At 65.9% G+C, this 12,411-nt stretch carries 12 protein-coding genes; 3 read left to right on the top strand and 9 right to left on the bottom strand.

The genetic code is table 11. The annotated features are described in order from the left end of the window. Window positions 1-2: 2 nt before the first annotated feature. Entirely contained in the window at window positions 3-875 is an 873-nt protein-coding gene (locus JOE31_RS08480; protein WP_209743282.1) for a hypothetical protein, read from the bottom strand. Between the two features lie 187 nt (window positions 876-1,062). On the opposite strand from JOE31_RS08480, the gene xseA reads away from it, so the two are divergent. Together xseA and JOE31_RS08470 are read left to right on the top strand one after the other, a co-directional pair. After that, window positions 1,063-2,349 carry an exodeoxyribonuclease VII large subunit gene (xseA, locus tag JOE31_RS08475; RefSeq protein ID WP_209743280.1) on the top strand — a complete coding sequence of 429 codons (1,287 nt, stop codon included), beginning with the start codon at window positions 1,063-1,065 and terminating at the stop codon, window positions 2,347-2,349. A gap of 67 nt (window positions 2,350-2,416) precedes the next feature. Beyond that, entirely contained in the window at window positions 2,417-2,647 is a 231-nt protein-coding gene (locus JOE31_RS08470; protein ID WP_011692675.1) for an exodeoxyribonuclease VII small subunit, read from the top strand. 25 nt (window positions 2,648-2,672) lie between these two features. Here JOE31_RS08470 and JOE31_RS08465 read toward each other — a convergent pair whose 3' ends face one another. The 7 genes from JOE31_RS08465 to rsgA form a co-directional block, all read right to left on the bottom strand. Beyond that, window positions 2,673-3,527, bottom strand: a complete 855-nt coding sequence (locus JOE31_RS08465) for a polyphosphate kinase 2 family protein (RefSeq protein ID WP_209743278.1) — start codon at window positions 3,525-3,527, stop codon at window positions 2,673-2,675. A 105-nt stretch (window positions 3,528-3,632) separates the two neighbouring features. Continuing rightward, window positions 3,633-4,853 (bottom strand): pyridoxal phosphate-dependent aminotransferase, encoded by a 1,221-nt coding sequence (locus tag JOE31_RS08460; protein WP_209743276.1) that lies wholly within the window; start codon window positions 4,851-4,853, stop codon window positions 3,633-3,635. Window positions 4,854-4,980: 127 nt separating this feature from the next. Then, on the bottom strand, window positions 4,981-5,937 hold the full coding sequence (locus tag JOE31_RS08455) for an ABC transporter substrate-binding protein (protein ID WP_209743274.1): 957 nt from the start codon (window positions 5,935-5,937) through the stop codon (window positions 4,981-4,983). Continuing rightward, window positions 5,934-6,680: an ABC transporter permease gene (locus tag JOE31_RS08450; protein ID WP_209743272.1), complete on the bottom strand. Its 747-nt coding sequence runs from the start codon at window positions 6,678-6,680 to the stop codon at window positions 5,934-5,936. The genes JOE31_RS08455 and JOE31_RS08450 overlap by 4 nt, the downstream gene beginning before the upstream one ends. Beyond that, window positions 6,677-7,387 carry an ABC transporter permease gene (locus JOE31_RS08445; RefSeq protein ID WP_209743270.1) on the bottom strand — a complete coding sequence of 237 codons (711 nt, stop codon included), beginning with the start codon at window positions 7,385-7,387 and terminating at the stop codon, window positions 6,677-6,679. The genes JOE31_RS08450 and JOE31_RS08445 overlap by 4 nt, the downstream gene beginning before the upstream one ends. Continuing rightward, window positions 7,387-8,484 carry an ABC transporter ATP-binding protein gene (locus JOE31_RS08440; RefSeq protein ID WP_280872693.1) on the bottom strand — a complete coding sequence of 366 codons (1,098 nt, stop codon included), beginning with the start codon at window positions 8,482-8,484 and terminating at the stop codon, window positions 7,387-7,389. The genes JOE31_RS08445 and JOE31_RS08440 overlap by 1 nt, the downstream gene beginning before the upstream one ends. 223 nt (window positions 8,485-8,707) lie before the next feature. Continuing rightward, window positions 8,708-9,868, bottom strand: a complete 1,161-nt coding sequence (rsgA, locus tag JOE31_RS08435; protein ID WP_374100880.1) for a ribosome small subunit-dependent GTPase A — start codon at window positions 9,866-9,868, stop codon at window positions 8,708-8,710. A gap of 363 nt (window positions 9,869-10,231) precedes the next feature. On the opposite strand from rsgA, the gene JOE31_RS08430 reads away from it, so the two are divergent. After that, window positions 10,232-11,338 (top strand): pirin family protein, encoded by a 1,107-nt coding sequence (locus tag JOE31_RS08430; protein ID WP_209743266.1) that lies wholly within the window; start codon window positions 10,232-10,234, stop codon window positions 11,336-11,338. Between the two features lie 63 nt (window positions 11,339-11,401). Here JOE31_RS08430 and JOE31_RS08425 read toward each other — a convergent pair whose 3' ends face one another. After that, a complete protein-coding gene (locus JOE31_RS08425) occupies window positions 11,402-12,376 on the bottom strand; it encodes an N-acetylglucosamine kinase (RefSeq protein WP_374100820.1) in 975 nt (324 codons plus the stop codon). Window positions 12,377-12,411: the final 35 nt, after the last annotated feature.

Genomic DNA, 12,411 nt, shown 5'->3' with positions numbered 1-12,411 from the left:
TGCTACCGGGAACGCTGGTCGCGTCCGGTGCCCGCGCCGACGGCCCCAGCAACGACGCGGAGAATGACACCCGCCACGATGAGGACTGCGCCGGCCATGAGCCCCGCCACGATCCACTGCCCGAACCGTTCGGAGGATGCCGCGACGAATTCGCTTTTGAAGATGTCCGCCACCTCGTTCCCGCTGGCTGTCCCGCCCACTGCGAGTCCGGCCGCGTCTGAGCCGAGTTTCCAAACCGCCGCCAGCACCAACGCCCCGGCTCCCGTGCCCACCAGCACAGTCCAGCGGCGGCGTGCGGCAATGAGGGCCAGCAGGAAGGCGATGGCGGAGCCGGCGGCCAGCGGCCAGCCCATGGGGGCATACGCCGAAACCTGGTCCACGAGTTGACGCTGGCTCGGCTGTCCTATGTTGATCAGTGTCTGGTCCGGCGCGTCGAGCGGAATATTCATAGCTTCCGAAATCTGTTTGGTCAGCAGGCCAACCAGGGGCGCCACATCCAGGGTGAGGGACGTGGACGGTTCCGCCTCCGTCGAGGCGGCCCCGGAAGCCGGGAAATTGAGCCGGTGGCTCTTCCTCAGTGTCTCTTCCCAGGCTGCCGGATAGCCGGGGAGCGTCGTCAGGGATTTGGCGGCTGAGTCGAGGATCGGCTGCACCAGTTCCGTGAACGGCTCAGGAATGCGGCCGGCCGGATCGATGCTGCCAACTGCTGCCGAAGCCAGCCGTTCCTGGAAGACGGTGTCCTTGCCCAAGGGAGCGGCGAGGGAAACGAAGCCGTCCTCCTGCACAATGTTCCGGTCAACCCAGATGGCTGGAACAGCGACGGCGGCCAGCAGCAGTCCAAGGATGACGGTGGCAGCTGAGACGAAAGTGCGCAAGGGATTCCTCGGTTGTGGTGGGCGGTACTGCCATCCTAGGGGTGCCGGCAGGGAAGCAAAAAATGTCGGCTGACAGTGGTAGAGCTATGGATAGAGTTGATTTGGTTTGATGCCAGTCCGTTTTTGAAGCACTGCCACCCGCAAAGGATTCCCATGCCCAAGGCTCCCTTCCCGTCACGGTCCGACCGTGCCTGACAATGTGCCCGCGGCCACCACGGTTCCTGCCACGGCTGCCGAAACGAGCCCGGACAATCCCTGGCCCCTGCAGTTACTGTCCCAGAAGCTCAAAGCCCACATCGACCGGACTCCCTCCGCTTGGGTCGAAGGCCAGGTCATTGAGTTGAACCGCCGCGGCGGCAGCGCCTTCATGACGCTCCGGGACGTAGACGCCGAAATATCGCTGCCGGCGTCCATCTGGTCGAATGTGCTGGATCGCCAGGACGTTCCCCTGGAACGGGGTTCCAGGGTGGTGGCACTCCTGAAAGCCGAGTTCTGGCTGAAGACCGGACGCCTCAACATGTCGGTGAAGGACATCCGGCCGGTGGGGCTGGGAGACCTGTTGGCGCGGATTGAGCGGCTCCGCCACGCACTTTCCATGGAAGGGCTCTTCGCGGACTCCCGGAAGAAACGCCTCCCGCTCCTCCCCCACCGGATCGGCCTGATCACCGGACGCGATTCCGACGCCAAGAAGGACGTCCTGCGCAATGCCGCCCTCCGGTGGCCCGCGGTCGAATTCGAGATCCGGGAAGTCGCTGTGCAGGGAAACACGGCTGTGTCCCAGATTATGGGCGCGCTGCGGGACCTCGATGCCGACCCGCATGTTGACGTCATTGTGATTGCCCGCGGCGGCGGTGCGCTTGAGGACCTCCTGCCCTTCAGTAATGAGGATCTGATCAGGGCAGTGTCCAATGCCTCGACGCCGGTGGTCAGCGCGATCGGCCACGAGGCGGACCGTCCCATCCTCGACGACGTCGCTGACCTACGGGCCTCCACGCCCACGGACGCGGCAAAGAGGATTGTTCCTGACGTCGTGGAGGAGCTCGCCCGGGTACGGCAGGCCAGGGACCAGCTCCGGCGCGGCGTGAACCGCCTGGTGGAGCGGGAAGCCGACCGGCTGGCCTCCCTGCATTCACGGCCCGTGCTCGCCGCGCCGGAGGTCATGGTCAGCGCCCGGGCCGAAGACGTGGCCCGGCTCAGCAGCCGCTCCCGTGCAGCCATCAGCACGGCAGTACTGCGAGGGGCTGACCAGATCCTCCATCTCCGCAACCAGGTCCGATCCCTCTCCCCGCAGCAGACGCTGGATCGGGGCTACGCAGTGGTGCAGGTCGCCGGGAGGGCCCCGGCCGAAGACGCACCGCTGGACGTCGTTCGGCACCCTTCGCAGGCTCCGGAGGGCTCGGATCTATTCGTACGGGTTGCCGGCGGGTCCTTTGCCGCCCGGTCCACGGGCGGCCAGCGAATAACCGATACCTAAACCAGCCCCGCGCCGGAGAAATCCCCCGTAGCGCCCATCCACTCATCACCAGCAGGGAGCAATCACATTGGCAGCAGAACACAACCCGAACGCGGACATCGAAGCGCTGAGCTACGAGGAGGCACGCGAGCAGCTTGTGGCTGTCGTGGGCAAGCTGGAAGCCGGCGGGGCCAGCCTGGAGGACTCGCTCGCGCTGTGGGAGCGGGGCGAGGCCCTTGCCAGGCGCTGTGAGGAGTGGCTGGAAGGCGCCCGCAAGCGGCTGGCCGCCGCCCGTAACCAGGCCGGCCCGGAGTCGTAGGACCAGGGTCCCCGGGCCGTGTCCGTCAGGACCTTTCCACGAGGCTCCGCTCAAAGTCGACGTCGAATTCCGCAGCGGGCCATTCAAGGTGGAGGTCTTCCAGGGCCTGGAGCAGCAGTTGTTGCACGGCGATGCGCGCGTACCACTTCTTGTTCGCCGGGATCACATGCCAGGGCGCCACTTCGGTGTGCGTCTTGTCGAAGGCCGCCTGGAAGGCGGCCATGTAGTCGTCCCAGAAGGCACGCTCCTTCAAGTCGCCGCTGCTGTACTTCCAGTGCTTCGAAGGATCGTCCAGCCGGGCCAGCAGGCGGGCTTTCTGTTCGTCCCGGCTGATGTTCAACATCACCTTGACGATTCGGGTGCCGCTGGCTGAAAGCCTGGCTTCAAATTCGTTGATCGCCGTGTAGCGCCGCTCCAGCTCCTCCGGGGAGGCCCAGCCGTGGACGCGGTGGATGAGCACATCCTCATAGTGGGAGCGGTCAAACACGCCCACCATGCCGGCCGCGGGTACTTCCTTTTCGATCCGCCAGAGGAAGTCGTAGGACTTTTCCTCATCGGTGGGCGCCTTGAACGCCTTGAGCTGCACACCCTGCGGGTCCATGGCACCCACGACGTGGGCCACAATGCCGCCCTTCCCCGCCGTGTCCATGGCCTGGAGGATCAGCAGGACGCGCTTGGTGCCGCCGAATTTGGCTTCGGCGAACAGCTTCTCCTGGAGGGTGGCAAGTTTGCCGTCGAGTTCGGCCAGGAGTGCCTGTCCGTCCGATTTGCCGCCAGGGTACCCCGGAGTGGAGTCCGGATCGACGTCGGACAGCCTGAACCCCTCACCGGCTGCGAGGGTTCCCGAGGGGTGTTCGTCGAATGTTTCGATTCCTGACATGTGAAGCCTTCCGCCGATGTGCCGCCAGTCCGGAGCCCCGCTTCCTCGCGGCCGCGTCCGGCTGCCGCCGCCCGGGAGACACCGGGCGGCGCTGCTGCCATCAGGCTAGTTCCCCTGGTACCGGCTCAGGAAGTCCCCCATCCGGCCGATTGCCTCTTCGATATCCTTCACGTTGGGCAGCGTGACCATCCGGAAGTGATCCGGCCGGACCCAGTTAAAGGCGCGGCCGTGGGAAACGAGGATCTTCTGCTCACGGAGCAGGTCCAGGACAAACTTTTCGTCGTCCCGGATGTGGAAGACCTCCGGATCCAGTTTCGGAAACAGGTACAGCGCCCCCCTGGCCTGCTGCGTACTGACGCCGGGGATGGCATTGAGCAGGTCGTAAGCCTTGTTCCGCTGTTCCAGCAGGCGGCCCCCGGGCAGGATCAGGTCATTGATGCTCTGGTATCCGCCCAATGCCGTCTGGATGGCATGCTGGGCAGGCACGTTGGCACACAAGCGCATGTTGGCAAGCAGGCTGATGCCTTCGAGGTAGTCGGCGGCGTCCTTCTTTGGCCCGGAAATCGCCATCCAGCCGGCCCGGTACCCGCACACGCGGTATGCCTTGGACAACCCGCTGAAGGTCAGGCACAGGACGTCGTCGCCGGTGAGGCCGGCCAGGTTCACATGGACAGCGTCCTCGTACAGGATCTTCTCGTAGATTTCATCCGCGAAAAGGACCAGGCCGTGCTTTTCAGCCAGGGCCACGATCCTTTTGAGGGTTTCCTCGGGATACACCGCACCGGTGGGGTTGTTCGGGTTGATCACCACAATTCCCTTGGTGCGCGGAGTGATCTTGGATTCGAGGTCCTCCAGGTCCGGCTGCCAGCCGGACTCCTCATCACAGAGATAATGCACCGGGCGCCCGCTTGCGAGGGCCACGGAGGCGGTCCAGAGCGGGTAGTCAGGCGTGGGAATCAAAACCTCGTCGCCGTCGTCGAGGAGGGCCATGAGCGACATGGTGATGAGCTCGCTGACGCCGTTGCCGAGGTAGATGTCGTCCACGTGGATGTTCTGGATACCGCGGGTCTGGTAATACTGAGACACTGCGGTCCGGGCGGAGAATATGCCGCGGGAGTCACTGTAGCCCTGGGCATGGGGCAGATGGCGGATCATGTCCACCAGGATCGCGTCCGGCGCTTCAAAACCAAACGGGGCCGGGTTTCCGATGTTCAGTTTGAGGATCCGGTGACCCTCTGCCTCCATTTGCTGGGCGGCCTGAAGAATCGGTCCACGGATGTCGTAGAGGACATTATGAAGCTTGGTGGACTGCTTGAATTCTGCCATTCATCAAATATGCCATATGGAGGATGTACTTCCGCTGAGACTTGACTCACACGGAGAACGACGGCGGCGCCCGCCGGACCCCGTGAGGTCCGGCAGGCGCCGTCGGACTTGCGTCGGCTGGTTTGGCCTACTTGACGAGGCCCTTGTCCTTGAGCCAGGCCGCCGCAGCATCCTTCGGGTTTTGCTTCTGCGTCCCGCTGACTGCACGGTTGAGGTTGATCAGGTCATCCGTGGTGAGGATCTTGGAAACGGAGTTGAGCGCTTCCTTGGCCTTATCGGTCATCTTGGCCTTGTTGTACAGCGGCAGGACCTGCTGGGCGATGAAGTTGTTCTTGGGATCATCCAGGACCACCAGGTCGTTGTCGGCAATGGCCGGCGTGGTGGTGTAGATGTCCGCAACCTGCACCTGGTCCTCAAGCAGCGCCTTGACGGTGATGGGGCCGCCGCCGTCGCTGAACGGTTCCAGCTTCTTGGGTTCGCAGCTGTAGTTCTTCTTCAACCCCGGCAGGCCGTAGGCGCGCTCTGCGAAGGTAGCCGGAGCTCCGACCACAAGCTCGCTGCAGACCTTGGCGAGGTCTTCAATCGATTTGAGCTGGTATTTTTCAGCCGTAGCTTTCGTCACCACCATGGCGTCCTTGTCCTCCGCCTTGGACGCTTCCAGTACGGCCAGGCCCTCCGGCAGCTTGGCCGGAAGCGCCTTGTAGATGTCCTCCGCCGAAACCTCGGTGGCTTCCTTGTTCACATGCAGCAGGAGGTTTCCGCTGTAGTCGGGAATCACGTCCACAGAGCCGTCCTGGACAGCCTTGAAATACACCTCGCGCGAGCCGATGTTGGGTTTGGTGCTGGCGGTGACGCCGGCGGCGTTCAGGGCACCGGCATAGATTTCAGCGATGATCTGGCTTTCGGGGAAGTCCGCAGACCCGATCACCAGCGCCGATCCTGCCCCGGAACCGCTCGTGGCCGGCGCACTTCCAAGCGGATCCGAACCGCCGCCGCACGCGGACAGGGCCAGGGCTAGGCCCACGCCGGCAGCCAGGCCGCCGAAGGCGCGGCGGCCCAGGTTACTAGGGTTGGTTTCCTTCATGATGTACCTCCTTGAACAACAGGCTCCGCGGGCACGGGGTCTGTGAGATCAACCGGCGCCTGCTGGCTCCGGCCTGGCGTGGCAGAGGCTCCCCGGGACAGGAAAAGCCTCTGGAAAACAGCGAGCAGCAGATCGACGGTGATGGCCAGCGCTGCGATCAGCAGCGAACCGCCCAGCATCTGCGGAAAATCAGACAACACCAGGCCGTCAAAGAGATACCGGCCCAGTCCGCCGAGGTTGATGTAGGCCACCACCGAGACGGTGGCGATCACCTGGAGCACACCGGTCCTGAATCCGCCGAACATCACGGTCAGTGCGTTGGGAAATTCCGCCCGGAACAGCACCTGCAGTTCGGTCATGCCCATGGCCCGGGCCGCGTCCACGACGTTCCGGTCCACGCTGGCAATCCCGGCGTAGGTACCCGCGAGCAGCGGGGGGACCGTGAGAATCACCAGGGCCCAGATGGGAGGCATCAGGCCGATGCCGGCCAGCAGCACGAAAAGGGTCAGCAGGCCCAGGGTGGGCAATGCCCGCAGTGCACCGGCCAAGGCAACCACCGCCACCCGGCCGCGCCCGGTGTGTCCGACATAGAGGCCGATGGGGACGGCGATGGCGGTGGCAATCAGCATCACGAGTCCCGTGTACTGCAGGTGCTCAGCGAGCCTCGCGGGAATGCCCGAGCTCCCTGCCCAGTTCAGCGGGTCTCCCAGCCAGGCGAAGGTGTCCGTAAAGACGTTGCTCATGCCGACGCACCCTCCGCCCGGACATCGGACAGCCGTTCGGCCGCGGAAGGGAGCCCGGCCTTGTCCGTTCTGCCGGCAGCCCTGGTCCAGGGCGTCAGCAGACGTTCCAGAAGCACGAGGACCGCATCCATCAAAAGTGCCAGCACCAGGATGGCAATGATCCCGACCACGACTTCGGTAATGAAGCCCCGTTGGAGGCCGGAGGTGAAGAGCATGCCGAGGTTACCGATTCCCAGGAGGGCCGCCACGCTCACCAGGGAGATGTTGCTGACAGACACCACCCGCAGTCCGGCGAACAGTACCGGCAGGGAGAGCGGGAGATCGACCTGGAGGAAGCGCGCGCCCGGTTTGAACCCCATGGCGACGGCGGCCTGCCGGAGATCTTCGTCCACCGAGTCGAAGGCGTCGAGCGCGGCCCGCACCAGCAGCGCCACGGCGTAGATCGTGAGGGCCACGATCACGTTGACAGGGTCAAGGACCCTGGTCCCCAGAATTGACGGGAGAATGATGAACAGGGCAAGGGACGGGACTGTGTAGAGCAGGGACGTTGCCGTGACAACCACGGAGCGCAGGGTCCTGTTTCGCCGGGCAAACTGGGCCAGCGGAATCGAGAGCGCCAGGCCAAGGACCATGGGCACTATGGCCAGCACGAGGTGCTGGCCGGCGAGCTCGAACACCCGTCCGCTGTTGGCCAGGAACCATTCCATCAGAGGGCACCCTGCCGGACCAGCCGGGCCGATTCGATGACAGCGAGCACCTCATCCGCCTTAAGGACTCCGGCGAACCTGCCGTCCGCGTCCACGGCCACGCCCAGACCCGAGGGCGACGACAACGCTGCGTCAAGGGCGCGCCGGAGCGTATCCCCCTTCCGGAATAGCGAACCCCCGGGTATCAGCACGGAGCCGGCACCGGGGTTCGTCCAGCCGAGCGGGCGGGACTCCGCATCCAGTACCAGCTGCCAGTCGCCGCCCAATCCGGCAGCACCGGCCTCCAGCTCCCTGCGGCTGACCGTCGGAACGTCATGGATCGTGACGGCGTCGGAGGGGCTGAACGCCAGGTGACGAAAACCCCGGTCCTTGCCCACAAAGGAGGCCACGAAGTCGTTGGCCGGCGCCCTGAGGATCTCCTCCGGAGTGGCATACTGTGCCAGCTTGCCTCCGGTCGCGAAGACAGCAACCTTGTCCCCCAGCACGGTGGCTTCATCGATGTCATGGGTGACGAAAACGATCGTCTTTGCCAGGTCCCGCTGCAGCCGGAGGAGCTCCTGCTGCAGTTCGTCGCGCACCACAGGGTCCACCGCGCTGAACGGTTCGTCCATCAGCAGCACCGGCGGGTCTGCCGCGAGCGCCCGCGCCACTCCGACCCGCTGCTGCTGACCACCCGACAGCTGGGAGGGATAGCGTTTGCCGAGCACCGGGGCCAGCCCGACGACGTCAAGCAGTTCTTCGGCACGCTTGCGCGCCTCGGCCTTGGGGACGCCATTCAACCGCGGGACCGTGGCGATGTTATCCAGAACCGAGCGGTGCGGCATGAGCCCGGAGGACTGCATGACATAGCCCATGGACCGCCTCAGCTGCGCAGCGGGCACTGAGGTGACGTCTTTTCCGTCCACGGTGATAGTGCCGGAGGTGGGCTCCACCATGCGGTTGATCATCCGCAGGGAGGTGGTCTTGCCGCAGCCTGAGGGTCCGACGAAGACCGTGATGGAGCCCTTGTCAATGGACATGGTGAGGTTGTCCACGGCCGGCTGCCCGCCCTGGTACTGCTTGGTGACGCTCTGGAATTCGATCATGGCTTCAGCCATTTCCGGGCTTACCTAACTGTTGGCGGCACATCGGACGGTCAAGCCGGAAGATCATAAGCTTGCTGACTTTCGGCTGTAAAGCGGGTAATACACAGCGTAACCAGCGGCCCCGACAAAGTCAGCGGTGCCGCGGCTACCGTAAGCATTCGGTGACCTGCGCCTTTTGGATGGGTGGCGATGCCGGATTGCGCAATCCGGCACCGCCGTCGTCCCCCTCCGCGCGTCAGCTGCGCTTCCGCTTCCCCCGTTTCCCGCCGCCGGCGCGGTCGGCGTCCAGTTCGTGCCCGTAACGCTCGGCAGCCCGTTGGCTCTTGCCGGCTACCACCACCTTCTGGTGCCATTCCCGCTGGTACGCCCGCCGGGCTGCTGCGTCGTGCCGGCGGTTGAGCGCCGCAAGCTCACGTTGGAGTTTGAGGTAGCTCTCCCATCGGCGGATCTCCAGCGTCCCGTCGGCGAGCGCGGCCTGGACAGCACAGCCAGGCTCCCGATCATGTGCGCAGTCGGCGAAGCGGCACCGGCCGAACAGCTCCTCGAGGTCGCCGAACATCTCCCCCATTCCGTCCTCGGCGTCGAAAAGCCCGAAGCCGCGCACGCCGGGGGTGTCCATGAGCACAGCTCCCCCGGGCAGCGGGACAAGTTCGCGGGAGGTGGTAGTGTGCCTGCCTTTGCCGTCGCCGGACCGGACCGGCCCGATAGCCTGCGCGCGATGCCCGGCAAGGGCGTTGATCAGTGTGGACTTCCCGGCACCGGAGGGACCCAACAGGACCAGGGTCCCGCCGGCGGGCAGGTGGCCGAGCAGCTCGTCGAGGCCGTCGCCCTGTTCCGCTGACGTGGTGACCACAGCTACGCCGGCGGACTGCAGGATGACCTTTCCGACGACGTCGTCCGCGATGTCGGCAAGGTCCGCTTTGGTGATGATCACCAGCGGGGTGGCCCCCGAGTCCCAGGCCGCCACCAGCGTCCGCTCCAGCCGGTTGTGGGTGAGCGGCCGGTCCACCGGCACCACGACTCCCACCACATCGACGTTGGCGCCCAGGACCTGGGCCTCCGAGGATGCTTCGAACGCCCGTTTTCGGCTCAGCGCCGACTGGCGGGGCAGCACTGCGACGACGGCGGGCTCCCCTGCCAAGTTGGAACCGAGCCACACCCAGTCGCCGGTGGCAGGGATCTCGCCGTGGACCGGGTAGGGCAGGTGCCGAAGCTCCGCAGCCCCGGCAACAAGGATCCGGTTCCGGTCCACGCGGACCACCCGTCCGGGAGTCTCACCGCCGGGGGCGGGATGGGCGTCAAAAAAGGCTGCCGTCCGCGCTGTGAAGCCGTAGTGCACGGGACCGGCCAGCGTTGAAACTGAGTTGGTAGGTGTTGAATCTTTTGCGGTCAGCACGTGACCTGGAGTTGTTTTCACTGAAGAACCTCTGGTGAGGCCCCGTTGGCACGGACTCCGCTGCTTGAGTCTGCTGGTGCGACTCAGCTGCTGCGGGTCAGGACGTGCTGGTGTCCGGGGCAGGAATAAATGACGTTGCTGGCGCTCTTGGCGCGAAGGAATATTGCAGTCATCGTCTCCACCTCCCCGTGTCCGCGGTCATGACCCTTGATGCCATGCCGTCTGCTTCGCCGGGCGCATCTGCCGGCGCCTTTTCAAGGCTAAACCGTCCGGCCCGGCTTGGCTAGGGGTCAGGCCGTCCCGCGTGCATCTGCTGTTGCCGCCCCCTGCCCGGCAACCGGTTCTTCGGCCTAGAGTTGGTCTGTGACGAACCTTGAAGTGAGACCCGTTGAAGAAGTGTGTCCGCCAGGACAGCCCGGAGGGTACGCCGGAAACGGTCCTTGCCTCCAGCTATGGCCGGCCCGGGAAGTTCCGCTCGGCGGAGTCCGGGCCATGAACGTCTTCCGGACCCTTCCGCAGCGGGGCCTGCCTACCGTGGGCGCCTGGTGCTTCCTGGACAGCTTCGGCCCGGACCGGGTGGCCATGTCCGTGCTCCCGCACCCGCACACCGGCCTGCAGACCGTAACGTGGCCCCTGGCCGGCACCATCAGGCACCGTGACAGCGTGGGCAGCGATGTGATTGTGCGTCCTGGCGAGCTCAACATCATGACGGCGGGCAACGGCGTCTCGCACTCCGAGTTTGCAGTGCTGCCGCACCGCCCTTCCCCCGGCGAAACGACGGACGCCGGGCCGTCCGGCGCGGCGACCGTTCCGGCGGCGGCTTCCGACGCCGGGACTTCCGACGACGGGACGGAACTGCCGCTGCAGCGCGGCCTCCAGTTGTGGGTCGCCCTTCCGGACGGCGAGCGCCACAGGGCCCCCGCGTTCGAGCAGCACCGCAACCTCCCGGAGGTCACCGGAGACGGTTTCACCGCGACGGTGATGGTGGGAAGCTTCGCCGGTGTGGCCTCGCCGGCCACGATGTATTCACCCATCGTCGGTGCGGACATCACCTGCAGCGGATCAGTCGTCCTGCCGCTGGACCCCGAGTTTGAGCATGCAGTGCTGGTGCTCGACGGCGGACTCACCCTCGACGGGCAGGACGTGCCGCCGGGCCCGCTGGGTTACCTCGGGACCGGCCGCCGCCTGCTGGAAGTCGAGGCGCTGCCCGGCACCCGCTTCATCCTGCTGGGCGGCGAGCCGTTCCAGGAAGAGTTGCTGATGTGGTGGAACTTCGTGGGCAGGACCCACGATGAAGTGGCACAGGCCCGCCAGGACTGGGAGGACCAGGCAGACCTCCCGGACCCGACAGCCGAAGGCTCCCGGTTCGGACTCGTCCGCGGCCACGGACCGGAGGCGGGCGCCGAGGCCGGGCGCATTCCGGCGCCTCCCTTGCCGGGAGTCCGGCTCCGGCCCCGCACCCGTTCGTGACCGGCTCCTTCTGACCGGCCGCATCTGACGGGCGCCCTGGGCCCTAAGCCCTGGGCCTTGAGGCTATCCCTGTTCAGCCACCAGTTGAAGGACGCCGAAGACAGGATCCTGCTCCAGGACCCGCACGTCCGTGACGCCATCGGCGGCAAGGCTGCGCTTGAAGGAATCCTGCAGCCTGGCCACGTTCATGCCGAGGCCGCTGCCCAGGATCACCGGGCCCTGGATGCCCAGCTTCCGCAAAGCTTGGGCGGCCAGGCCGGCGAGGTCCCTGCCTGCCTGCTCAACGAGCGCCTGGCTGGCGGCGTGGCCTGCGTCCGCCGCCTCCACCACGAGCCGGGCTCGTTGCGCCCAGTAACGCCGGCCGGTCTCCGGTGAGTGGAACAGCGCAATCAGCTTGTTGGGGTCGTCGATGTTGCAGGACCGCAACAGGGCGGTGGTGAGTTCGTCGGGTTCCAGGCCCTGGTTCATGCGGCGGAGGCTGTGCCGGACAGCTTCACGGCCCAGCCAGTAGCCGCTGCCTTCGTCTCCGAGCAGGTAGCCCCAGCCGCCTGCCCGTGCTTCCTCGCCCCGGTCGTTCTTTCCCCAGGCGGCAGAGCCGGTCCCCGCGATGACAGCCACCCCGGTACTCGCCCCGCCGGCCGCCAGCAACAGCCGGGAGTCATGGACCACTGTGATCCTCGCGCCGGGCACATGGGGCGCGATCAGAGCTGAGAGTGCGGCCGCGTCCTCGTCCGTGTCGATGCCGCCGGCCCCGGCGTAGACCTGGGACACCGCGCCTCCGCCGATCTTCGCGAACAGCTCCGCCAGGTGCAGGGCAGCTTCCTCACGGCTGACGTTCTGCACGTTCGAGCTGCCGACGCTTTGATCGGCTACGGCCTTGCCGTCTTCGAAGCGGACGCCGCGAGTCTTGGTGCCGCCAATATCCAGCCCGATGACGGCGCCGGGGATCGTGGCGGGCGGTGCAGCGGACGTCGCGGCGGGGAGCCCCCCGGGGGGAGGAACAGAATCCGTTGCCGGAAGGTTGTCAGAATTAGTCACGTGAACAGACTACTGAGTCACCACAAGGAGCAGGA

It is taken from the genome of Arthrobacter sp. PvP023, assembly GCF_017832975.1.
Classification (GTDB): domain Bacteria; phylum Actinomycetota; class Actinomycetes; order Actinomycetales; family Micrococcaceae; genus Arthrobacter.
This window is presented reverse-complemented; position numbering and strand designations above follow the sequence as displayed.